Raw genomic sequence first — 23827 nt, 5'->3', positions numbered from 1 at the left:
AACGACGCGAGGTCGGGGGAATCAGCCCTTGACCCGGTCCACCACGTAGTCGATGCAGGCCAGCAGCGCGCTGACGTCCTCCGGCTCCACGGCGACAAAGGTGGCGATGCGCAGCTGATTGCGGCCGAGCTTGCGGTACGGCTCCACGTCCACCACTCCGTTCGCGCGCAACACCTTGGCGACCGCCGCGGCGTCAACCGACTCGTCGAAGTCCACCGTCGCGATGACGTTCGAGCGGTGCTCCGGGTTCGCCACGTACGGGGTCGCCACGGCGGAAGCCTCCGCCCACTGGTACACCCGTCCTGCCGAATCGGCGGTCCGGGCGGAAGCAAAGTCCAAACCGCCGTTGCCGTTCAGCCACTCGATCTGGGCGTTGAGCGTGACCAAGGTTGCCAGCGCAGGCGTGTTGTAGGTCTGGTTCTTCAGCGAATTGTCGATGGCCGTTTCAAGATTGAGGAAGTCCGGAATCCAGCGGTCGGTGGCACCGATCCGGGCGGCCCGTTCCAGCGCTGCGGGGGAGAAGACGCCCAGCCACAGGCCGCCGTCGGACGCGAAGTTTTTCTGGGGCGCGAAGTAGTAGACGTCGCTCTGGGCGACGTCGACGTCGAGCCCGCCCGCGGCGGAGGTGGCGTCGATGAGGACCAAGGCGCCGTCGTCGGCACCCTTCACTCGCTGCACCGGAGCCGCCACGCCGGTGGAGGTTTCGTTCTGCGCCCACGCATAGACATCCACGCCGGCCTCAGCCCGCGGCTCCGGCCGGGAGCCGGGTTCCGAGGTGATGATGCTGGACTCGGCCAGGAACGGAGCCTTGTTGGTGGCCGCGGCGAACTTGGAGCTGAACTCCCCGAAGGACAGGTGCTGGGCCTTCTGCTCGACCAGTCCGAAGGTTGCAACGTCCCAAAACGCCGTCGAGCCGCCAACGCCCAGGATGACCTCGTAACCCTCCGGCGCCTTGAAGAACTCCTTGAGCCCTTCGCGGACGCTGCCCACCAGATTCTTCACCGGTGCCTGGCGGTGCGACGTGCCCAGGAGGTTCTTGCCGGCGGCGACCAGGGCGTCGACCTGTTCCGGGCGCACCTTGGACGGCCCGGCGCCAAAGCGCCCGTCTTTCGGCAGCAGGTCGGCGGGAATGCTGATGGACTGGGTATCGCTCATGAATACCTTTCCTGGCGTGGTGGCAATGATCTCGATGGCGGTTCGCCGTTGAACGCCCGTTTCATTCTGCCTCAACGCCGAGGGCCGCCGTTAGTTGCAGTGGCCATTGTTGCGTTGGGCGCCCGACGCGTCAGCCCGCGGCGAAGCTGCCGGTCCGGCAAGGAAAACAGGCTAGGCTGGGGAGGGGAAAACACCCTCATGCATGCTGCTGGAGCAGCCTTTTCACCGCGCCGAGGAGCAAGAAGCCATTGACTGATCTCATCGACACTACCGAGATGTACCTGCGCACTATCCTCGAGCTCGAAGAAGAGAACATCGTCGCGCTGCGCGCCCGGATCGCCGAGCGGCTGCGCCACTCGGGCCCGACCGTGTCGCAGACGATCGGGCGGATGGAGCGGGACGGACTCGTGGTCGTCACCGGCGACAGGCATCTGGAACTGACCGAGCTGGGCCGGCGTAAAGCCACCGAAGTGATGCGCAAGCACCGACTGGCCGAGCGGCTGCTCTCCGACGTCATCGGACTGGACTGGGCCTACGTGCATGACGAGGCCTGCCGCTGGGAGCACGTGATGAGCGAGCGGGTGGAGCAGCGGCTCTACGAACTGTTGGGCAGGCCGACGGTTTCGCCGTACGGCAACCCCATCCCCGGCCTGGAAGCGCTCGGGGGCCAGCCGGCCGAAGAGTTCACCACCGGCGTGCTCAATCTGGCGCAGGCCATGGGCAGCTACACGTCCGACAAAGAGGTGAGCATCGTCAGGCTGGCGGAGCCCATCCAGGTGGAACCGGAACTGTTGCTCCAGCTGGAAGAGGGCGGTTTGAAGCCGGGCGCCAGCCTTCAGCTGGAGACCGCCGGCGAGTACATCTCCGTGCGCGTGCCGGGGATCGAAGGGGCCTTGGAGCTGCCGCCGGAAGTCGCCGCGCACATCTTTGTATCAATGCGATGAAACGTTGACCCTTGAAAACACGCACCCCGGATAACGGATTTATTACTTTCGGGGAGTTTTACGTATAGTTGACCCGGGCATCGAGACATCGATTCCCACACCCTTCGCAAGCCGAACCCTGTCGGCGGAGGCGTGTATCCGTGAGACAGGGGCGGAGGACCCACCAAGCGGCAGTTTGTTCGCTGCCTTGGGGTGAAGCCGCAGCGGGCAAAGCCTCGGTGAATCGTTCCACCGGCGCTCTGTGCGGTGTGGCCGAGTTTTCTCTTGACTCGAATCCGACAGCTAACTTCGCAGGCGCTTTGGGAGAGGTAACAGAATTTTGGCAGGACACAAAGCCTCGGGACGGCGCCGTTCAACCGCCCCGGCCGAACACTCACGCCCTCGTGCCGCAACGCCCGGCCGACGCCGCGCCCAGCCGGCGCCGTCTCCGGTAGCAGCAGCCGCGCGCGACGTCGGGCATAAGACAGCGATCGTTGCAGCCGCCTCCGGGATGGCACTGACCGTGATGCTGCCGACGACGGCCGGCGCCACCGCCGACGCCCCGCAGGATGCCCCGGCCGCCAGCAGCATCTCCGCCGCCACCGAAGCCCGGCTGACGTTCGAGCGTGCCGGCCTGACCAGCAAATTCGACCCGGACACGAAGCTGAAGCAGGTCATGGTCGCCTCGGGCAGCAATGCCAAGGTCGTCAGCAGCGAAGGCTCCCTCTCGCAGCCGATGGACGAGCTGACCATGACGTCGCCGTTCGGCTACCGCGTCAGCCCCATCACCGGCTACGCCGGGGAGCTGCACACCGGCCAGGACTATGGAGCAGCCTGCGGCACCCCGGTCCACGCAGCGGCCGGCGGAACCGTCATCGAGGCGGGCTTCCAGGTCGGCGGCGGCGGTAACCGGATCGTGGTGGACCACGGCAACGGCCTGAAGACCACCTACAACCACCTGAGCACCATTGACACGTCCGTCGGTGCCACCGTGCAGCGCGGGGAGATGGTGGGCCAGAGCGGCACCACCGGCGCCTCAACCGGCTGCCACCTCCACTTCGAAGTGATGGTCAACGACAAGCTGGTGGACCCCACCGGCTGGCTGTGATGAACACGCCGTAATCGGAACGTGACACATCCCGCAAACTGTTATAAGGTTTCACCCGTGCCAGTCGTCAACAGGCTGGCACCTTCGGGCGGAATGCCGAACTCTGCCGTCGCCCGAAGTTCGTTCGCACCGAATCGCATGGCAGAGGCGGGGGAACCACTTCCCGGACATCGCACGGTGTCCTTGGGGTAAAGCCGATCAGGCCTGGGCCACCAGCCCGCAGCCGACCGGCCGGATGAACTCCCATCCGAACCCGACAGCTCACTTCGCAGGCATTTGGGAGAGGTACAGACCGTGTCCAAGAGCATTACTGCGGGCCGCCATCGTGCGACCCCCGTCCGCACGAGCCCGCTTGAGACGATTTCCAAGGCTGTGTCCGCGAATGCGGGAACCATGGGACGTCAGGGTGCGGTGATCGCCGCCGCTACCGGCTTGGTTCTGACCGGTACCATCCCGGCCCAGGCTGTCAGCGCTGACCGAGGGGTCGAGGCCCCGGCCCGCGTGCAGGTGGAGGCCGTGCAGGCCTCCGCAGCCGTGAAGCTGACCTTCGAACGCGCGGGGATCACCTCAACCCCCGCACCGGAGCCGGTTGTCCAGGCCGTCTCCAACGAGATCAACCCCACGACCGGCAACGACGCCGGGTCGAACGAAACCAAGACCGTCAAGAAGGCCGGCGAGGCTGCCGCCAGCGGAGCCGCCGGCGCCATCGTCGCGGCCGCCTACGGACAGATCGGGGTCGCCCAGGACTGCACGGCCCTGGTCGAGAACGCCCTGCGCGCGGCAGGCTTCGCGGTGGGCGACCTCGCCCCGGCGCAGTTCTTTGCCTACGGCACACAGGTGGCCACCCCGCAGCCCGGCGACATCATCTACTACGCCAACGGCGGTGCCGGCGTGGCCCACGTGGCCATCTACGTCGGCAACGGCCAGGCGGTCCACGGCGGGTGGGCGGGCTACAGCACTGTCTTGGGCAGCGCCTACATCGGCTCCGGCCCGGTCTTCATCCGTCCGGCGGGCTAAGCACTTCCTGTCACGGCCTTCTCGCGGCGCGTCCTTCGGGGCGCGCTGCGGGCGTTAAAAACGGCGTGCGGAGGACCTGGGTGGAAACGGGGCGCGGGTGCGGCGCGCGAAGACGGCACGGAACCGGCGCGCGAAGACGGGTCCGGAGCGGCGCGCGGACACAGCGCGCGGCAGACCTGCCCAGGAGTGGCGCGAAGAAGGGGTCCGGTCGGCGCGCGGAAGACCCGTGCGCGAAGTCGGGTCCGGAGCCGCGCGGAACCTCTGCTCGGAAACGGGCGCGGATGACCCGTTCGGAAGACCCGCGCGACAACGGCGCTTGGAACGTGTGCGCAGCCCCGAAACGCACGGTGCACCTTTCGTACCAGCCCCGTCCCGGAACCGTCAGGAAGCAGGGCTCCGAGGGCTGTCGTAATCAAAACATCACCACGCCGTGATCAGAATGTGACAATGCGTGATTGATCGTATACGCTCTAACGCGTGCCAGTTGCCAAACGGCTGGGACCTCCGGGTGGATTGCCGAGCTCTGCCACCGTCCGGAGTCCGTTCGCAAAAAACTTCGCGGGCAGAGGCGGGGGAACCAAATTCGGGTTCCGTACAGGAACCCTTGGGGTTAAGTCGCCAGCACTCTCAGGCATTGCCGGGGAGGGCTGCGGCCGGATGCACTCCCATCCGAATCCGACAGCTCACCTCGCAGGCATTGGGAGAGGCCTTTAACGTGTTCAATGACACCGCTACGGGGCGCCACCGCGCCGTTTCCGTCCGCACCAACCCGCTGGAGACGATTTCCAAAGCCGTCTCGTCCAATGCCGGATCCATGGGTCGCTCGGCAGCCGTGATCGCTGCCGCGTCCGGACTGGCCCTGACCGCCGCGGTTCCCGCGCAGTCAACCTCCATCGAACGCACCGCATCCACCGTGTCCGTACCCAGCCGCGTGCAGGTGGACACCGTCCAGGCTTCGAGTGCCGTGGAGCTGACTTTCTCGCGTCCCGCCATCAAGTCCACTCCGGCCCCGGAGCCCGAGCCTGTCGTCGAAGCCGTGGCCGAGGAAGTGGCCCCGGTCGTCGAGGAGGCCGCAGACACCGCACAGGGCGCCGTCCAGGCCGCCGCTCCCGCGGTCGAGGTCAAGGCAGCCGCCGCCGTTCCCGCAGCCAAGGCAGCCCCGGCGAAGGCCGAAGCTTCCGCCAGCGGCGTGGCCTCCACGCTGGTGTCCTCCGCGTACGGCCAGATCGGCATCTCGCAGGACTGCACCGCCATGGTGGAGAAGGCCCTGCGCGCCGCCGGTTTCTCGGTGGGGGACCTCGCACCCGCACAGTTCTTCAGCTACGGCACCCAGGTTTCCACCCCGCAGCCGGGCGATCTGCTCTACTACTCCGACGGCGGAGCAGGTGTTGCGCACATCGCCATCTACGTGGGCAACGGCCAGGCCATCCACGGCGGCTGGACCGGTTACACCACGGCACTGGCCAGCGCGGACGTCGGATCCGGCTACGTAGCCATCCGCGTCAACTAGGCAACAGCCTTCCCGGTCCACAGCGACCGTCCCGCCGGCCCCGGTGCACGCCCAGCGCGCGCACCGGGGCCGGCGGCGTTGTCAGGAGGTTAGGCGCCTGCGCGGACCGGTCTCGCCACGGCCCAAGGTGGGCCCCGCGGGTGTCCGTCGCCGCGCCACCGGACCGCCCGCGGCATCATTCCTATGGCCCACGGGCGGTGAAAAAGTTAGCGCGGAACGCACTCGCCGTCATACTCTTTGACTGTCAGTGCAGAAAATCCAGTCCCGGACCGGGATCTGAAGCACCGGTCGGGTTGGCCAGACCTAGAGGAATGTGCATGCGCACACTCGTTCTGAATGCTGGTTACGAACCCCTGGCGGTTGTCACCTTCCGCCGGGCGCTGCTTCTTGTGCTCACCGGCAAAGCCAGCGTGATCGCCGAAGACGGGGACCCCGTCGTCGGCCCCAACGACATACTGGGCCGCCCCTCGGTCATCCTGCTCAACCGCTACATTAAGATGCCGTACAACAAGGACACCGCGGTGACCCGCCGCGGCGTCCTGCGCCGCGACAACCACCTCTGCGCCTACTGCGGGAAGACAGCCACCACGGTGGACCACGTCAAGCCCCGGTCCCGCGGGGGAGAAGACAGTTGGGAGAATCTGGTGGCTTGCTGCCTGCGCTGCAACAACGCCAAGGGCGACCGCACGCTGGCCCAGATGGGCTGGAGCCTGCGCTTCACGCCCCGGCCGCCCAGCGGCGCCCGCTGGCGGATCCGCGACCTGGACCGTCCAGCCCCGGCCTGGAGCCAGTTCCTCGACACCCATACCGCCGCGTGACCGCTCCGCTTTTCGACGCCGTCGTGCTGGCCGGCGGCCGGTCCTCGCGCCTGGGCGGCAGCCCCAAGGCACTGTTGCGGCTCGAGGGGTCCACCCTGTTGCGCCGCACGCTGGAGGCCGTCCGGGGGGCCCGGCGGATCTCCGTCGTCGGCCCCGACGACCTGTCCGAGGAAGTGGAAGCTTTCCGCCGCACCCTGGTCCCGCAGCCGCTGCGGCTGACGCTCACCCGGGAGGACCCGCCGTTCTCCGGCCCGGCAGCGGGCATCGCGGCGGGGATTCAAGCGCTGTTACGGGACGACGACGGCGGTGCCTCCGTCCAGGCGCTGTTACGGGACGACGACGGCGGGGCCTCAGCGCGGGCGCCGTTCACGCTGCTCTTCGCCTGCGACATGCCGATGCTGGCCGGGCTGCCGGAATTGCTGCTGCGCCACGCCGTCGGCCGGCCGGAGGCCAGGCTCTGGATCCCGGTCGACGCCGACGGCAAACAGCAGCCGCTGGCTTGCTGCGCGGACAGCGCAGCGCTGGAGGCCGCGGTGCGGAACGCCGGGGGAGCGGCCGGGCTGGCCGGCCAGCCGGTCAGGCGGCTGCTCGGCGGGCTGTCCGCCGCCGAGATCAGGCTCGAGGGCCCGTCAGGGGGCCACACCTCCGACGTCGACACGTGGCAGGACGCCGGCCGCTTTGGCATTGTTCGGCCCGCCCCGTAGCCTGAAGCAAACGTTGTACGAGCCCGCGCACGGGCGGATCGGAGGCCACTGTGTCCGGAGCGGACGAACTACTCTCCCCGTATGTCAGCGAACTGCTCCAGGCGCTGGAAATCGAAGACACGCCGGTGGACATCGACGCGGTGCTGGGGCTGGCCGGCGTCGCGGCGCACAGCGTGATTCGACCGGCGGCGCCGCTGACCACGTTCGTGGTGGGCTACGCGGCCGGTCTGGCGGCCGCCACCGGACAGGCAACACCCGAGGTGGCCATGCGCGCCGCATCCAGGGTGGCCGACGAAGTGGCGCGCCGGCACGGCGCAGTGCAGGAGTGAGTGGCTCCGGACTGCGCTGGGACGACGCCCGCAGAGCCGCCTATGCCGCGGGCCGGGAGGCGGGGCGGCCCGATCCCGCGAAGGTGGAGCTGGCCGCCTGTGCCGGCCGCACGCTTGCCCACGACCTGACGGCGCTGGTGCCGGTCCCGCACTACGCTTCCTCCGCCATGGACGGCTGGGCCGTTGCCGGCACGGGGCCGTGGCAGTTGGTGCCGGCCGGCAGCGACCTGCGGCCGGGGCTGGCCGCCCCGGTCGTCACCGGCGGGCTGATCCCCGAAGGCACGGACAGCGTGCTGCGCAGCGAATGCGGCACCGCGGCGACTGGCCGGCTTCAGCTGTGCGCGGGTACCGACGCGCGGGAACTGGCCCCCGGGCGGCACATCCGCCCGGCTGGCGAGGAGACCGCCGCCGGCGCCGTTGTAGTCTCCGCCGGCACCGTGCTGACCCCGGCGCATCTGGCCGTCGCGGCTGTGTGCGGCCACGACGCGCTCCCCGTTGCCCCCGTGCCGCAGGTAGCCCTGCTGCTCACCGGCGACGAGGTGGTCACCTCCGGCATTCCCGCGCCGGGCCGGGTCCGGGACACGTTCGGGCCCACGCTGCCGGCCATCATCGCCCGGCTCGGCGGCCAGGTGATGGACAGCCGGAGGCTGCCCGACGACTTCGCGGCCACCGCGGAAGCCATCGCCGGCTGCGGCGGCGACGTCGTGGTCACCACCGGCGGAACGGGCCACTCCTCGGCCGATCATCTGCGCCGGGTGCTGGACGCGGACGCGGCCACGATCCTGATTCCGTCCATCCGGATGCGTCCGGGGCATCCGGCGCTGCTGGCCCGGCTGGCCGACGGGCGGCTGCTGGTGGGCCTGCCGGGCAATCCGCTGGCCGCCATGATGGCGCTCCTGACCCTGGCGGCTCCGCTGCTGGCCGGGATGACCGGCCGGCCGCTGGCCCCGCTGCGCACCGTGCCCGCCGGAACAGCCATGCCACCGCTGCACGACCAGGACCGGCTGGTGCCCTACGGCCGGTCGCCGGATGGCGGTGCCGTCCCCGCGGACCGCATCGGTTCGGCGATGATGCGGGGACTGGCGGCCGCTGACGGCGTGATGGTGGTGCCGGCCGCCGGCGCAGAGCCCGGCGAGCAGTTGCCGGCCCTCGAGCTGCCCTGGTAAACGGCGCTCCCCGCCCGCAGCCGGCCCCGCGGCTGCGCCCGCCGCGCGCAGCCGTGTGGCTGCCTTACCCTTGTTACAGGCAGTAGAGGAGAACTTCATGGGCCGCTTGACGCAGCGCCGCAAGGTGCTCAAACTCAGTCTCGATGCGCCGGCGCGCCGCCGCGAGGACGTGATGGCGGTGGAAGAGCCGCTGGAGATCCGGCTGGCCGGCCGCGCGTTCTCCATCACCATGCGCACCCCGGGCGACGACTTCGACCTGGTGGCCGGCTTCCTGGTCTCCGAGGGCGTCATCTGGTCGCCCGAACATCTCGTCTCGATGCGCTTCTGTGCCGGCGAGGACGAGGACGGGCGGCAGACCTTCAACGTGGTGGAGGCCCAGTTGGCGCCGGGGGTGGCGCTGCCGGATCCGCGGCTTGACCGGCAGGTGGTCACCAGCAGCGCGTGCGGCATCTGCGGCACCGCCTCGATCGACGCCGTGACGAAGCGCTCGCGCTTCCCGCTGCACCATGACGACGGCGGAGCCTCCCCGGGCGCGGACGGCACCGGTGCCGGCGGCGAAGTGCCGCTGGAGATTCTGCTGCAGTTGCCGGACCGGCTGCGCGAACGGCAGCAGGTGTTCGAGCGCACCGGCGGCGTCCACGCCGCCGGGCTATTCAGCGTCGCGGGCGAACTGCTCTGCCTGCGCGAAGACGTGGGCCGGCACAACGCGGTGGACAAGGTGGTGGGTTGGGCGCTGCGCGAGGGGCGGCTGCCGCTGCGCAACACGGTGCTGCAGGTCTCCGGGCGCGCCTCGTTCGAATTGGTCCAGAAGGCCTATCTCGCGGGGATCCCCGTCCTGTCGGCCGTGAGCGCGCCGTCCTCGCTCGCCGTCGAGCTGGCGGAAAAGGTGGGACTGACACTGGCCGGCTTCAGCCGCGGCCGCAGCATTAACGTGTACGCCCACCCGGGGCGGGTGGGCGCCGCCGTCGGGAATTTCGTGTGAGACGCGCCGGGTGAGTCGGGGAACCGGTGTGAGCCGGGATACATTAGGGGCATGACTCGTCCGGCACCCGTGAATGACATTGATGAAAGCACCCTGAAGGTCAAGGAACCGAAGAAGGTCGCCGCCGGTATTCCGGCGGTGAAGGTTGCGTTGGAGCGCGGCATCGAACAGGCCGGCGTCTCCCGCACCGCCCGGTCGCTGCTGCGGATCAACCAGCGCGGGGGCTTCGACTGCCCGGGGTGCGCCTGGCCCGAATCCATCACCGGTCCGCGCAAGCCGGCCGAGTTCTGCGAAAACGGCGCCAAGGCGGTGGCAGAGGAGAACACGAAGCGCACCGTCACGCCCGAGTTCTGGGCGCGCCACTCCATCGAAGAGCTCTCGACGAAGACCGAGTACTGGCTGGGCCAGCAGGGCCGGATCACCGAGCCGGTCATCATCCGCGAGGGGGAGACGCACTATTCGCCGATCTCGTGGGCGGACGCGTTCAGCCTGATTGGCGAACGCATCAGGGCCACGACGCCGGACCGCTGCGTGTTCTACACCTCGGGCCGGACCGCCAACGAGACCGCGTTCATGTACCAGCTGTTCGCACGCTCGCTGGGCACCAACAACCTGCCGGACTGCTCCAACATGTGCCACGAATCCTCCGGCAGCGCCCTGAACCCGACCATCGGCATCGGCAAGGGCACCGTGTCGCTGGAGGACATCCACCACTCCGAACTGATCTTCGTGGTCGGCCAGAACCCCGGGACCAACCACCCGCGCATGCTCTCCGCGCTCAAGGAGTGCAAGGACAACGGCGGCACTATCGTGGCAGTGAACCCGCTGCCCGAAACCGGCCTGATGGCGTTCAAGGACCCGCAGTCGGTGGACGGGCTGCTGCGCGGCGGCACCGCGCTGGCCGACGAATTCCTGCAGATCAAGGTGGGCGGGGACCTCGCCCTCTTCCAGGCGCTGGGACACCTGCTGCTCGAAGAAGAAGGCCGCGCCCCGGGCACCGTCGTGGACAAAGCGTTCATCGACGCGAACACCGAAGGTTTCGAGGAGTACGTCGAAGCCCGCCGGCACGTCGACTGGACCGAAACCGAGAAGGCCACCGGGCTGTCGCGGCTGGAGATCGCCAAGGTCGCCGGGCTGCTGGCCAAGTCCAAGGCCACCATCATCTGCTGGGCGCTGGGTTTGACCCAGCAGCCGCACTCGGTCGATACCCTGCGCGAGATCGTGAACCTGCTGCTGCTCCAGGGCAACTTCGGCAAGCCCGGCGCAGGTGCCTGCCCGGTCCGCGGCCACTCCAACGTCCAGGGCGACCGCACCATGGGCATCTGGGAGAAGCCCAAGGAGTGGCTGCTGGCGGCGCTGGACAAGGAGTTCGGCATCACCTCGCCGCGCGAGCACGGCGTCGATTCCACCGAGGCGATCGACCGCTTCCACGAGGACAAGGTCGACGTCTTCGTCTCCATGGGCGGCAACTTCGCGCTGGCGAACTCGGAGACCGAGCTGCTCGAGAGCGGGATGAAGAAGGCCGGCCTGACCGTGCATGTCTCCACCAAACCCAACCGCTCCCACGTGGTGCACGGGAAGACGTCGCTGATCCTGCCGACGCTGGGCCGCACCGACCGGGACGACAAGCACCCGAAGGGTGCGCAGTTCCTCTCGGTGGAAGACTCCATGTCCGTCGTCCGGTCCACCCAGGGCCGGCTGGAGCCGGTCAGCGAGCACCTGCTGGCCGAACCGGTGATCATCGCGCGGATGGCCCAGGCCACCTTCGGCGACGACCACCCGGTGGATTGGCGGGCGATGGCCGAGGACTACGACGTGATCCGGGACCACATCTCCCGCGTGCTGCCGGGGTTCGAGGACTTCAACACCCGGATCCGGAACAAGAGCGGCTTTGTGCTGCCGAACCCGCCGCGCGACACGCGCTCCTTCGCCACCGACATCGGCAAGGCGCGGTTCACGGTCAGCCCGCTGGAGTACCTGGAGGCGCCCGAGGGACACCTGATCCTGCAGACCATCCGCAGCCACGACCAGTACAACACCACGTTCTACGGCCTGGACGACCGCTACCGGGGCATCTCCAACGGACGGCGGGTCATCCTGGTGCACCCCGATGACCTGGCCGAACTGGGCTTCGCCGACCGCGACCTGGTGGACGTGATCAGCACGTTCAAGGGCACCGAGCGCCGCGCGGACGAGTTCCGCCTGGTGTCCTACCCGACGGCGCGGGGCTGTGCGGCCGCCTACTTCCCGGAGGCCAACGCCCTGGTGCACCGGGACCTGGTGGCACGGGAGTCCAACACGCCGGGCTTTAAGGCGATGACGGTCCGCTTCGTCCCGCACGAGGAGAAGCAGCTCAGCTGACGCCGGGCGTGGCCGGGCGGGCCGGGGGCGGCGCCGGGCGGGCCGGGGGCGGCGCCGGTCCTGCACCCGTCAGGCCGGCGCCTTTGCCTGCCCGCCCGCAATTCCGGACAGCTTCCGGCCGCATGGCCGCGGGCAGGAACACCAGGGCGTGCGGATTGGTTCTAGGGTGGCAGTAGCACCATCAGCCGTTAGGAGCCATCATGTCCATGGAAGGGGCAGCCTGGAGTTCGCTGTACCGGCTTTCGCACTCGAAGGAGCAGAAGTCCTTCTCGCGGGAGACTGTCCGCCGGACCTTTGCGTTCGCCGCGCCCTACAAGGGCAAGATTGCTGTCTTTGTGCTGCTCTCGGTGGTGACCGCCACGCTGGCCGTTGCCACGCCGGTTCTCGCCGGCCGGGTCGTGGACGCGATCGTGGCCAGGACCGGCGTCGAGGTAGTGATCTGGCTCGCCGTCGTCATCGCCCTGGTGGCCATCGCCGACGCCGGGCTCAGCATGGTGACCCGGTGGATTTCCTCCGGGCTGGGCGAGGACATCATCCTGGACCTGCGCACCGCCGTGTTCGACCACGTCCAGAAGATGCCGATCGCCTTCTTCATGCGCACCCGCACCGGCGCGCTGGTCAGCCGGCTGAACAACGACGTCATCGGGGCGCAGCGGGCCTTTGCGGGAACGCTTTCCGGCGTGGTGAGCAACCTCGTGGCGCTGATCCTCACGCTGATCGTCATGCTGAACACCTCCTGGCAGGTCACCCTGCTGGCGCTGCTGTTGCTGCCGGTGTTCCTGCTGCCGGCCCGCCGGATGGGCAGCCGGCTCGCCGAACTGCGCCGGGAGACCGCCGACCACAACGCCGCCATGAGCACGCAAATGACCGAACGGTTCTCCGCGCCCGGGGCCACGCTGGTCAAGCTGTTCGGCCGGCCCGCCGACGAATCCCGCGAGTTCAAGCTCCGGGCCCAGCGGGTCCGCGACATCGGCATCAAGACCGCGGTGATGCAGTGGGTGTTCGTCACGGCGCTCACCCTGGTGTCCGCGCTGGCCCTGGCCCTGGTCTACGGGCTCGGCGGTTTCTACGCCATCATCGGCCAGCTGGATCCGGGCGAGGTGGTGACGCTGGCGCTCCTGCTCACCCGCCTGTACGCGCCGCTCACGGCCCTGGCGAACGCCCGGGTGGAGATCTCCAGCGCCCTGGTCAGCTTCGAGCGCGTCTTCGAGGTGCTGGACCTGAAGCCCCTGATTACCGAAAAGGACGACGCCGCTGCGGTGCCGCCGGGCCCGGTCTCCGTCGAGTTCAAGGACGTGCGGTTCGCCTACCCGTCCGCCGACAAGGTGTCGCTGGCCTCGCTGGAGGAGGTCGCGACCCTCGACGCCCGCGGCGGCGAGGAGGTGCTGCACGGGATCAGCTTCCGGGTGGAGCCGGGCCAGACGGTGGCGCTGGTGGGCTCCTCGGGGGCCGGAAAATCCACCATGGCCCAGTTGTTGGCCCGCCTGTACGACGTGGACTCCGGTTCCGTCGAGCTTTCCGGCACCGATGTCCGTGACCTGAGCTTCGAGGCGCTGCGCGGAACCATCGGCATGGTGACCCAGGACGGACACCTGTTCCACGAGACCATCCGCTCCAACCTGCTGCTGGCCCGGCCGGAGGCCAGCGACGACGAGATATGGGACGTCCTGCGCCGCGCCCGGCTGCAGGACCTGATCCGTTCCCTGCCGGACGGCCTGGACACCATGGTGGGGGAGCGCGGCTACCGCCTCTCCGGCGGCGAGCGGCAGCGGATGACCATCGCCCGGCTGCTGCTGGGCCATCCCCGCGTGGTGATCCTGGATGAGGCGACGGCGGCCTTGGACTCCACCAACGAAGCCGCCGTGCAGGCGGCGCTCAGCGAGGCACTCGAGGGTCGCACCGCCGTCGTCATTGCCCACCGGCTGTCCACCGTGCGCTCCGCCGACCGGATCCTGGTCATTGAGGGCGGCCGGATTGCGGAGCAGGGCACGCACGCTGAACTGCTGGCCTTGGAGGGCCGCTACGCCGAGCTGTACCGGACCCAGTTCCTCAGCGATACCCGGGTGGCCGGTCTGGCCTGAGTGCGGCGGTCCGGCCGGCGCCGGGAGGGTGGCCGGGTGGCGGGTGTGGTCCGCCCGTTCAATGACTAGAGTTGCTCTGGGTCCCACACGTCGAAGAAGTGGAAAGCGGGTGCAATGCAGCGCGGAACCAACCTGGGCCGCCTGGGCGGCTACAACCAGGCCGTGATCCTTAACGCCATTCGGCGTGCCCGCGGGGGAATCGCCCGGGTGGAACTGGTGGAGAGCACCGGGCTGTCCCCGCAGACCATCTCCAACGTGGTGCGCCGGCTGGTGGACGAGGGCCTGGTGCGCGAGGACCGCAAGACGGTCAGCGGGCCCGGCAAACCGCGCACCGTCCTGCAGCTGGAACTTTCCAGCCGGCTCGCGATCGGCATCCACCTCGACCCCGTGGTCATGACCTTGGTGATGCTGAACCTCGACGGCGAGGTGGTGGCGCGTGCCCGGCACGACGTCCCCGCCGCAGGCCAGCCGGACGGGATGGCCGCCGCCATGGCCGCCGCGACGGAGGCGCTCATCGCCGCTTCCGGGATCGAACGCCACCGCATCCTGGGCATCGGCCTGGCCGCGCCCGGGCCGATCGACGCGGCCGAAGGGATGGTGGTGGATCCGCCGATGATGCGCGAGTGGACCTCGGTGCCGCTGCGCGAACCCCTGCGCGACCTGACGGGCCTGCCGGTGCTGATGGACAAGGACACGACGGCCGCGGCGGTGGCGGAACTGTGGGCCAGCGGACGGCGGGAGCCCGAGAACTTTGTGTTCGTTTACCTGGGCACGGGCCTGGGCGCCGGCATCGTGCTCGACGGACAGGTGCTGCGCGGCGCCTCCAGCAATATCGGGGAGATCGGCCATTTTCCGGTGGAGGCGGAGGTCCCGCTGTGCGACTGCGGGAAACGCACCTGCGTGGGCATGGCGCTGAACTTCGGCACGCTGTTCCGGCAGGCCGTGGAGGCCGGCATCTTCCCGGCCGGCGCCGAGCTGGGGGACCGCCATCAGGCCACCGAAAGGATCGTCACGCTCTGCCGCATGGCCAGCGAGGGGGAGCCGGCGGCCGCGGCGATCATCGGCCGGGCCGCCGGGTTGCTGGGCGGAACCGTGGGGCAGGTGGCCAACATCCTGGACGTGGACCGGGTCATCTTTGGCGGCCCGCTGTGGGACGGCTTGGACGAGCTTGCGCTGCCCATTCTGCGGGAGGAAATTAACAAACGGTTTGTGTCGCGGGCGATCCACGAGGTTGACGTGGTGTCGTCCCCGCTGGGCTTCGAGGTGGGGGCCATCGGCGGCGCCTGCCTGGTGCTGGATGACGCGCTGTCGCCCAAGGCCAGCGGGTTGATCCTAGGGGGCTAGCCGGACGCGGGCAGGGGTGCGGTTCACACAGCGACGTCGGCGTCATCGGACCGGGCCGCCGCCCTGACCGGTTCAGGAGTTGCTTTATTAAATCCAATCGATTTAGATATATGGTGACGGCAGTGCCTGGAGTGCTCACGCTGCGGGAAAATGAACGGTCCCTTCATCGGCTCACGTGCTTCAGGGGAACGGCTCGGCCGTCGGCCAACAGGCGGCGGGAAGATGCTGCTGGCTCCGGCGAACGGGAAGAACCGGAACCGGCGGTCCCGGCTGACGGGAATTCCCGGCCGCTTTGGTGGAAGGCACTACAGCCGGCTACCGTCTGTGCTTCCGTGGGGGGTTGCACAGGCGGCGGTCGGCTGCCCTGATTAACGGGCCGGGCACGTCCGCCGCATTTCGCCGGCAGGGCCGGCGGTGAAGTGCCCCCGGGCAGATTCGAACTGCCGACACCCGCTTTAGGAGAGCGGTGCTCTATCCCCTGAGCTACGGGGGCAACGCCAAAAGCTTAGCTTAAACGGCGCCGCCCGCCGGTGCGGCGGCCGAGTCTCCGGCAGGCCGGGGTTTACGGGTGAAGACCGCGACGACGGCGGCGACCAGGCTCAGCCCGAACAGGACGGACTTGGCGACGGTGAGGAAGCTCGCCAGTGACGCGTCGCCGACCGGGTCCGTGGCCAGCATGGCGTCGACGGCGAGATTTTCCCCCAGATCCGCTGCCACGTAAAGCACGACGACGGACCAGGCGAGCCAGCGCCAGCCGGGGCGGCGGATCTGCTGCCCCAGCAGGATCAGCCACGTGAAGCCGAACAGCAGCGGGAAGAGGGTGTCGGCTGTCTTGTGCCAGTAGTTGTATTGCCCGGCACCGTCTTCGCCGAACGCGGTGCGCACCTGCTGGACGTACTCGGTGGAGTATCCGCCGATGAGCGTGTCCGGCATGGCCAGCCCCCCGGTCAGCTGGGAGAACTGCGGCATCACCAGCAGGAACGAGTAGCCGAACAGAAAGGCCGAGGCCGCGGCCCCGGCGATGACGATCAGGTTCGCGTTGCCGGCAGCGCGCTGGGGCGACCGGGTGCTGCCGGGAACGGCAGGCCTCGCGGCGGCGCTGCTGCCGGGGGCTGGGGCCGCCGCCGCACCGTGTTTCTTCGCGCGCTGTGCTGGGGTTTTGGACATACAACCATTATGCCGGGGCGCTCCTGCGTCGGCCGTGGGCGGAAGTCGCCGCCGGCGTCCCGCAGTGTCGGTGGTGGCTAATAGACTTAGGGGACCATGGATTTCCTCACCGACCCGGCGTTCGACCCGCATGTTGCCTCTCCGCCCGCTCCGCATCTGCCCGGCGCCGAAGAGCTGCTCTCGGGGCTGAACCCGCAGCAGGAAGAGGCGGTCAAGCATGCCGGCTCCCCGCTGCTGATCGTCGCCGGCGCCGGATCCGGCAAGACCCGGGTGCTCAGCCATCGCATCGCGTACCTGCTCGCCACCCGCCGCGCACGGCCGGGAGAGATCCTCGCCATCACCTTCACGAACAAGGCCGCCGCGGAGATGCGGGAGCGGATCGAGTCGCTGGTGGGGGACTCGGCCAAGCGGATGTGGATTTCCACGTTCCACTCATCCTGCGTGAAGATCCTGCGCCGCGAAGCCAAGCACGTGGGGTTGAACTCCAACTTCTCCATCTACGACTCGGCGGACACGCTGCGGATGGTCAGCCAGGTGGCCAAGGGGCTGGACCTGGACCCGAAGCGCTTCCCGCCCAAGTCCATCCAGCACAAGATCTCGGCGCTGAAGAATGAACTGATTGACGACGAGTCCTTCGCCTCCACCGCCAACTATTCGGATCCGTTCGAGCAGGCGGTGGCCTCGGTCTACACCGGTTACACCCAGCGTATGCGCCAGGCCAACGCCATGGACTTCGACGACCTGATCGCGCAGGTTGTCTTCATTTTCCAGGCGTTCCCGGCGATTGCGGACTCGTACCGCCGGCGGTTCCGCCACGTGCTGGTGGACGAATACCAGGACACCAACCATGCCCAGTACCGGCTGGTGCGCGAGCTGACCCGGGAGTCCGAGGACGGGTCGGTTCCGGCCGGCGAACTAACCGTGGTGGGCGACTCGGACCAGTCCATCTACGCCTTCCGCGGGGCCGACGTGCGCAACATCGTCGATTTCGAGAAGGACTACGCCAGCGCGCGCACCATCCTGCTGGAACAGAACTACCGGTCGACCCAGACCATCCTCACCGCGGCCAACTCGGTGATCTCCCGGAACCCCGACCGCCCGGCCAAGCGGCTCTGGACCGCCGAGGGCGACGGCGAGAAGATCATCGGCTACGTGGGCGAGAACGAGCACGACGAGGCCCGCTTCATCACCGGGGAGATCGACCGGCTGCAGGACTCCGAGGGCATCCGCCCCGGCGACATCGCCATTTTCTACCGGACCAACGCCCAGTCCCGGTCCATCGAGGACTTGTTGGTCCGGGTGGGGCTGCCCTACAAGGTAGTCGGCGGCACCCGCTTCTACGAACGCAAGGAGATCAAGGACGCGCTGGCCTACCTGCGGGTCCTGGCCAACCCGGACGACGTCGTCAACCTGCGCCGCATCCTCAACGAACCGAAGCGCGGGATCGGCGACCGGGCCGAGTACGCCGTCGCGGCGCTCGCGGAACGGGACCGGATCTCGTTCATGGACGCGCTGCGCCGGGCGGAGGAGGCGCCCGGCATGGCCACCCGGTCGGTGAACGCGGTCGCCGGCTTCGTGAAGCTCATCGACGACCTGGCCGAGGTGGCCGCCGGGTCCGGTGCGGCGGCCGCGCTGGAGGCCGTGCTGGAGCAGACCGGCTACCTGGCGATGCTGCGCCAGAGCAGCGACCCGCAGGATGAATCCCGCGTGGAAAACCTGGCCGAACTCGTGGCCGTGGTGCGCGAATACGAACGGGACAACCCGGAAGGGTCGCTGTCCGAATTCCTGGAACAGGTGGCGCTGGTGGCCGACGCGGACCAGGTGCCAGACGCCCCGGACAGCGAGGCGGCACGGCTGGCCCAGGACCAGGGCGTGGTGACGCTGATGACGCTGCATACCGCCAAGGGACTGGAGTTTCCGGTGGTCTTCCTCACCGGCATGGAACACGGAATCTTCCCGCACCAGCGCTCCATGACCGACCCGACGGAGCTGGCCGAAGAGCGCCGGTTGGCCTACGTCGGCCTGACCCGCGCCCGCCAGCGGCTGTACCTGACCCGGTCCGAGTCCCGCAGCATGTGGGGCCAGAGCCAGTTCAATCCGGCCAGCCAGTTCATCGAAGAGGTGCCGGCCGAACTCATCGACTGGAAACGCGAAGGCACAGCCCGCCCGACCTTTGCCTCCGCGGGCAGCTTCGGGTCCAGCCGCTACTCGGGATCGCACTGGGGTGCCGGGACCTCGGGCAGCCAGGACATCAGCAACATGCGGGGATCGGCGCCGTCGATCACCAGCGCCAAGACCCGGGCTGGACGGGTGCAGCCGCAGAAGGAAGTCATCGCGCTGTCCATCGGCGACAAGGTCAACCACGCGAGCTTCGGCAACGGGACCGTCCTGGGCCTCGAAGGAGCCGGCGACAAGACGGTGGCCAAGGTCAAATTCGACGCCGGCGAGAAGCGGCTGCTGCTGCGCTATGCGCCGCTGACCAAGATGGGCTGATCCCCGCTGGGAGATGCGCCACGTTTGCGTCGGCGCATTTGGCAGCGGCATGACGGGGCGCTTACCGTTCTTATCCATGGACCACGTGGACATCAGGACTTTGGAACGGCTGGCAACCCCCGATTTTTGGCTTGACAAGCCGCTGCGCGTTTCGCTGATCCTGCTGGGTGGATTCCTGCTGAACATTGTGCTGCGGATGGTGATCAAACGCGTCACGGGAAAGATCGCCGACGGCGAGACCGCCAAGCTGGACAAATTCGACCCTGCAGCGCCCAAGAACACGAAAGACCCGCGCTACTGGCTGATTCAGGACTCGCCGATTGCCGCGGTGCGCCGCGCCCAGCGCTCGAAGACGATCGGATCGGTGCTGCGTTCGATCACCACCATCGTGCTGGCCAGCGTCACCGCGTTGATGGTGCTCACGGAGCTGGAATTCAATCTTGGCCCGGTACTGGCCAGTGCCGGTATTGCCGGCGTCGCCATTGGTTTTGGCGCCCAGACCCTGGTCAAGGACTACCTGTCCGGGCTGTTCATGGTGGCCGAAGACCAGTACGGCATCGGTGACGTGGTCGACTTGGGCGAGGCCTCCGGCACCGTGGAGTCGGTCGGTCTGCGGGTCACGCAGGTGCGCGCCGTGGACGGCACGCTGTGGCACGTTCGCAACGGGGAGATCCTGCGGGTGGGTAACTCCTCGCAGGGCTGGGCGCGGGCGGTGCTGGACATCCCGGTGCCGTACGACTCCGATGTGGAGAAGGTCTCCGAGTTGATCCTCAAGACAGCCATGGAACTGCGCATGGACGAGGACAACCGCAGGCTGATTTTGGACGATCCGGAGGTCTGGGGTGTGGAGGCACTGACCGGCGAATCCGTGGTGATCCGTTTGGCCATCCGCACGAAGCCGCTGGAACAGTGGGCAATCGCGCGCAAGATGCGGGCCCGGCTCAAGGAAGCGTTGGCCGAGGAAGGCCTGCGCATTCCGCTGCTGAACCAGACCGTGATCAGGGGCAGTGCACCGGCAGCAGCCGCAGCTCAGGGCGGGGGAAGCACCGCGCAGGGCGGGGACGCTGCCGCGCAGGGCGGGCCGGCCGCCCAAGGCGGGAACACCGCCGTCGTGGATCAGACGGGAGCCGGCGGCAAGAATTAGGTTCACGGCGCCGATACCTCAAAGCCGGACACTTCTACAAGTCGTAGAAGTGTGCCCTTGCCCACTAAAGCGGTACTCTGGGACCGGCGCCCGAGGCCAAAGGGGCTAGAGTTCCCCATGGAGCACTGCAGGCATCCGCTCACCGTCCGTGGTCACCGCCACGGCCAACCGCGGACGCCGCTCCGAGTCAGAAACGACTTCGACGTAGAAGGACACAACCCGTGGACCTGTATGAATACCAGGCGCGCGATCTCTTCGAGGCACACGGAGTACCCGTGCTGGCTGGAATCGTTGCGTACACCCCAGAAGAAGCCAAGGCAGCTGCTGAGAAAATTGGCGGCGTAGTTGTCGTCAAGGCTCAGGTGAAGGTCGGAGGCCGCGGCAAGGCCGGTGGCGTCAAGGTTGCCAAGACCCCGGACGAGGCATTCGAATACGCCTCCAACATCCTCGGCATGGACATCAAGGGCCACACGGTCAAGAAGGTCATGATCGCGCAGGGCGCCGACATCGCCGAGGAGTACTACTTCTCCGTGCTGCTGGATCGCGCCAACCGCAACTACCTGGCCATGTGCTCGGTGGAGGGCGGCATGGAGATCGAGCAGCTGGCCGTGGAGCGCCCGGACGCCCTGGCCAAGGTTGCCATCGACCCGGCCGTGGGCATCGACCAGGCCAAGGCCGACGAAATCGTTGCCGAGGCCGGCTTCGCCGAAGACCTTCGCCCCAAGGTCGCCGAGGTCATCGTCAAGCTCTGGGACGTGTTCATCAAGGAAGACGCCACCCTGGTGGAGGTCAACCCGCTGGTCAAGACCGGCGCCGGCGACATCGTCGCCCTGGACGGCAAAGTCTCGCTGGACGAGAACGCCTCCTTCCGCCAGCCCGGCCACGAGGAGCTCGAGGACAAGGACGCCGCGGATCCGCTCGAGGCCAAGGCCAAGGAACTGGACCTGAACTACGTCAAGCTTGACGGACAGGTCGGCATCATCGGCAACGGCGCGGGCCTGGTCATGTCCACCCTGGATGTCGTCGCCTACGCCGGCGAGAAGCACGGCAACGTCAAGCCCGCCAACTTCCTGGACATCGGCGGCGGCGCCTCGGCCGAGGTCATGGCCGCCGGCCTGGACGTCATCCTCAACGACGAGCAGGTCAAGAGCGTGTTCGTGAACGTCTTCGGCGGCATCACCGCCTGCGACGCCGTGGCAAACGGCATCGTCAAGGCCCTGGAAATCCTGGGCGAGAAGGCCAGCAAGCCGCTGGTTGTCCGCCTCGACGGCAACAATGTCGACGAAGGCCGGCAGATCCTGCTCAACGCCAACCACCCGCTGGTCACCCTGGCCCTGACCATGGACCAGGGCGCCGACAAGGCCGCCGAGCTGGCCAACGCCTAAGGACCGAGGAACTAAAACATGTCTATCTTCATCAACAAGGACTCGAAGGTCATCGTCCAGGGCATCACCGGTGGCGAAGGCTCCAAGCACACGGCGCGCATGCTGCACGCCGGCACCAACATCGTTGGCGGCGTGAACGCGCGCAAGGCCGGCACCACCGTCACCCACGGCGAGAAGACCCTGCCGGTCTTCGGCACCGTCAAGGAAGCCGTCACCGAGACCGGCGCCGACGTCTCCATCGTCTTCGTCCCGCCGGCCTTCACCAAGGACGCCGTGGTCGAGGCCATCGAGGCCGAAATCGGCCTCGTCGTGGTGATCACCGAGGGCGTGCCGGTGCAGGACTCCGCCGAGTTCTGGGCGCTGGCACAGTCCAAGAAGGACTCCGACGGCAACCAGATCACCCGCATCATCGGCCCGAACTGCCCGGGCATCATCACGCCCGGCGAGTCGCTGGTGGGCATCACCCCGGCGAACATCACCGGCAAGGGCGGCGTGGGCCTGGTCTCCAAGTCCGGCACGCTGACCTACCAGATGATGTACGAACTGCGCGACCTCGGCTTCTCCACCGCCATCGGCATCGGCGGCGACCCGGTCATCGGCACCACCCACATCGACGCCCTGGCCGCGTTCGAGGCCGATCCGGAAACCAAGGCGATCGTGATGATCGGCGAAATCGGCGGCGACGCCGAGGAGCGCGCCGCCGAGTACATCAAGGCCAACGTCACCAAGCCGGTCGTCGGCTACGTGGCCGGCTTCACCGCGCCTGAGGGCAAGACCATGGGCCACGCCGGCGCCATCGTCTCCGGCTCCTCCGGCACGGCCCAGGCCAAGAAGGAGGCCCTCGAGGCCGCGGGCGTGAAGGTCGGCAAGACCCCGTCCGAGACCGCGCACCTGCTGCGCGAGGTCTACCCGGACCACGAGGCACCGTCCAGCCTCTAGGCCCTCCGCCTACGGCATCGAGGCCCGCCACCTGCACAAGGTGGCGGGCTTCGCCCGTTCCCGGCCGCCGCGGCGACGCGGTTAGGCTGGAAAGCACCACCACTGCACAGGAGGCTTAATGCGCGCTGCCATCATCCACGGACCGGGCGACATCCGGGTCGAGGAACGACCCGACCCGGAAATCCTTGCCCCCACCGACGCGATCGTGCGCGTGAGCGCCACCTGCGTCTGCGGCTCCGATCTGTGGCCCTACCGCGGCATCCGCGAGCCGGGCAGGCCGCATCCCATCGGCCACGAACTCATCGGCGTGGTCGAGGCCACCGGCGACGCGGTGCAGGCGCTGTCCGCCGGCGACTTCGTCATTGCCCCGTGGGCCATCAGCTGCGGCGAGTGTCCGCCCTGCCGCAACGGCGTGCAAACCTCCTGCGAACGCCGGGCCAGTTGGGGAGGCCGGGACGAACACGGCCTGCCGGTCGACGGCGGGCAGGGCGAAGCGGTGCGGGTGCCCCACGCGGACGCCACGCTGGTTGCGGTGCCCGGCGTGACCGAACCGGGAGAGGAACTGGCCAAGAGCCTGCTCACGCTCTCCGACGTGATGGGGACCGGACACCACGCGGCCATCAGCGCCAAGGTCGGCCCGGGACGCACCGTCGTCGTCGTGGGTGACGGCGCCGTCGGGCTGTGCGGAGTGCTGGCAGCCCGGCGGCTGGGCGCCGAGCGGATCATCGCGATGTCCCGCTACGACGACCGGGCGGCACTGGCGCGCGAATTCGGGGCGACCGATGTGGTGGCAGAACGCGGGAAGGCCGCCGCCGAGAAGGTCAAGGGGCTGCTCGGCGGCGTGCTGGCCGACTCCGTGCTCGAGTGCGTGGGCACGGCGGAGTCGATGGACCAGGCGTTGCGCTGCACCAGGCCCGGCGGTTCCGTCGGTTTCGTGGGGGTCCCCGCCGGCGGCGCCGAACTGCCCATCGGCGTGCTGTTCTCGAAGAACATTGCCGTAGCCGGCGGCGCCGCGCCCACCCGCCAATACCTTCCCGAACTCCTCGAGGACGTCTTGTCCGGGAAGATCAACCCCGGCAAGGTGTTCGACGCGGTCATGCCCCTCGACGACGCCGCGGAAGCCTACCGGGCGATGGACGAGCGCCGCGCGATCAAGGTGCTGCTGCGGCCCTAGCCGGGGCCGGGCGTCCCGCCAGCGCGG

Annotated in this window: 19 protein-coding genes, 1 tRNA gene and 3 riboswitches; of the genes, 17 read left to right on the top strand and 3 right to left on the bottom strand. The window is 68.5% G+C overall.

What is annotated here, in order from left to right; genetic code table 11:
- Window positions 1-21: 21 nt before the first annotated feature.
- A complete protein-coding gene (gene serC, locus AC5RUH_RS05325; protein ID WP_494128092.1) occupies window positions 22-1155 on the bottom strand; it encodes a phosphoserine transaminase in 1134 nt (377 codons plus the stop codon).
- 248 nt (window positions 1156-1403) lie between these two features.
- Between serC and AC5RUH_RS05320 the strand changes: the two genes are divergently transcribed.
- From AC5RUH_RS05320 to AC5RUH_RS05265, 12 genes are all read left to right on the top strand, one after another.
- The gene (locus tag AC5RUH_RS05320) at window positions 1404-2099 is read left to right on the top strand and encodes an iron-dependent transcriptional repressor DtxR (RefSeq protein WP_494001767.1); all 696 of its coding nucleotides are present in this window, start codon (window positions 1404-1406) and stop codon (window positions 2097-2099) included.
- A gap of 99 nt (window positions 2100-2198) precedes the next feature.
- Window positions 2199-2412: riboswitch (cyclic di-AMP (ydaO/yuaA leader) on the top strand.
- Between the two features lie 177 nt (window positions 2413-2589).
- Window positions 2590-3186, top strand: a complete 597-nt coding sequence (locus AC5RUH_RS05315; protein ID WP_494014679.1) for a M23 family metallopeptidase — start codon at window positions 2590-2592, stop codon at window positions 3184-3186.
- Between the two features lie 117 nt (window positions 3187-3303).
- A riboswitch (cyclic di-AMP (ydaO/yuaA leader) is annotated at window positions 3304-3476 on the top strand.
- 103 nt (window positions 3477-3579) lie between these two features.
- Window positions 3580-4203, top strand: a complete 624-nt coding sequence (locus AC5RUH_RS05310; RefSeq protein ID WP_494026290.1) for an NlpC/P60 family protein — start codon at window positions 3580-3582, stop codon at window positions 4201-4203.
- Window positions 4204-4745: 542 nt separating this feature from the next.
- Window positions 4746-4914: riboswitch (cyclic di-AMP (ydaO/yuaA leader) on the top strand.
- Window positions 4915-4918: 4 nt separating this feature from the next.
- Window positions 4919-5713, top strand: coding sequence for an NlpC/P60 family protein (locus tag AC5RUH_RS05305; protein ID WP_494128091.1), 795 nt, complete (start codon window positions 4919-4921; stop codon window positions 5711-5713).
- Between the two features lie 317 nt (window positions 5714-6030).
- Window positions 6031-6531, top strand: coding sequence for an HNH endonuclease (locus tag AC5RUH_RS05300; protein ID WP_493979388.1), 501 nt, complete (start codon window positions 6031-6033; stop codon window positions 6529-6531).
- Window positions 6528-7235, top strand: a complete 708-nt coding sequence (mobA, locus tag AC5RUH_RS05295) for a molybdenum cofactor guanylyltransferase (protein WP_494128090.1) — start codon at window positions 6528-6530, stop codon at window positions 7233-7235. Before AC5RUH_RS05300 ends, mobA begins: the two co-directional genes overlap by 4 nt.
- Before the next feature lie 50 nt (window positions 7236-7285).
- On the top strand, window positions 7286-7564 hold the full coding sequence (locus AC5RUH_RS05290; protein WP_494128089.1) for a DUF6457 domain-containing protein: 279 nt from the start codon (window positions 7286-7288) through the stop codon (window positions 7562-7564).
- On the top strand, window positions 7561-8730 hold the full coding sequence (locus AC5RUH_RS05285; protein WP_494128088.1) for a molybdopterin molybdotransferase MoeA: 1170 nt from the start codon (window positions 7561-7563) through the stop codon (window positions 8728-8730). Before AC5RUH_RS05290 ends, AC5RUH_RS05285 begins: the two co-directional genes overlap by 4 nt.
- Window positions 8731-8827: 97 nt before the next feature.
- A complete protein-coding gene (gene fdhD, locus AC5RUH_RS05280; protein ID WP_494128087.1) occupies window positions 8828-9712 on the top strand; it encodes a formate dehydrogenase accessory sulfurtransferase FdhD in 885 nt (294 codons plus the stop codon).
- A 51-nt stretch (window positions 9713-9763) separates the two neighbouring features.
- Window positions 9764-12073, top strand: a complete 2310-nt coding sequence (locus tag AC5RUH_RS05275) for an FdhF/YdeP family oxidoreductase (RefSeq protein WP_494023410.1) — start codon at window positions 9764-9766, stop codon at window positions 12071-12073.
- Window positions 12074-12273: 200 nt separating this feature from the next.
- A complete protein-coding gene (locus AC5RUH_RS05270) occupies window positions 12274-14154 on the top strand; it encodes an ABC transporter ATP-binding protein (RefSeq protein WP_494128086.1) in 1881 nt (626 codons plus the stop codon).
- 114 nt (window positions 14155-14268) lie between these two features.
- Window positions 14269-15498, top strand: a complete 1230-nt coding sequence (locus tag AC5RUH_RS05265) for an ROK family transcriptional regulator (RefSeq protein WP_494076786.1) — start codon at window positions 14269-14271, stop codon at window positions 15496-15498.
- 420 nt (window positions 15499-15918) lie between these two features.
- Here AC5RUH_RS05265 and AC5RUH_RS05260 read toward each other — a convergent pair.
- Together AC5RUH_RS05260 and AC5RUH_RS05255 are read right to left on the bottom strand one after the other, a co-directional pair.
- Window positions 15919-15991: transfer RNA gene (locus AC5RUH_RS05260), tRNA-Arg, on the bottom strand.
- A 17-nt stretch (window positions 15992-16008) separates the two neighbouring features.
- Window positions 16009-16665: a hypothetical protein gene (locus AC5RUH_RS05255; protein ID WP_494128085.1), complete on the bottom strand. Its 657-nt coding sequence runs from the start codon at window positions 16663-16665 to the stop codon at window positions 16009-16011.
- 96 nt (window positions 16666-16761) lie between these two features.
- Here AC5RUH_RS05255 and pcrA point away from each other — a divergent pair, with 96 nt between their 5' ends.
- The 5 genes from pcrA (at window position 16762) to AC5RUH_RS05230 (ending at window position 23800) form a co-directional block, all read left to right on the top strand.
- On the top strand, window positions 16762-19158 hold the full coding sequence (gene pcrA / locus AC5RUH_RS05250) for a DNA helicase PcrA (protein ID WP_494023414.1): 2397 nt from the start codon (window positions 16762-16764) through the stop codon (window positions 19156-19158).
- A gap of 49 nt (window positions 19159-19207) precedes the next feature.
- On the top strand, window positions 19208-20302 hold the full coding sequence (locus tag AC5RUH_RS05245; protein ID WP_494128084.1) for a mechanosensitive ion channel family protein: 1095 nt from the start codon (window positions 19208-19210) through the stop codon (window positions 20300-20302).
- Window positions 20303-20523: 221 nt separating this feature from the next.
- A complete protein-coding gene (sucC, locus tag AC5RUH_RS05240; protein ID WP_494073387.1) occupies window positions 20524-21687 on the top strand; it encodes an ADP-forming succinate--CoA ligase subunit beta in 1164 nt (387 codons plus the stop codon).
- Between the two features lie 18 nt (window positions 21688-21705).
- On the top strand, window positions 21706-22626 hold the full coding sequence (sucD, locus tag AC5RUH_RS05235) for a succinate--CoA ligase subunit alpha (protein ID WP_494001752.1): 921 nt from the start codon (window positions 21706-21708) through the stop codon (window positions 22624-22626).
- A 118-nt stretch (window positions 22627-22744) separates the two neighbouring features.
- On the top strand, window positions 22745-23800 hold the full coding sequence (locus AC5RUH_RS05230) for a zinc-dependent alcohol dehydrogenase family protein (protein ID WP_494128083.1): 1056 nt from the start codon (window positions 22745-22747) through the stop codon (window positions 23798-23800).
- The last annotated feature ends 27 nt before the right edge of the window (window positions 23801-23827 follow it).

Source organism: Arthrobacter sp. Y3223166, assembly GCF_059090935.1.
The sequence above is the reverse complement of the archived record's forward strand: the minus strand, read 5'-3'. Positions and strand labels throughout refer to the sequence as shown.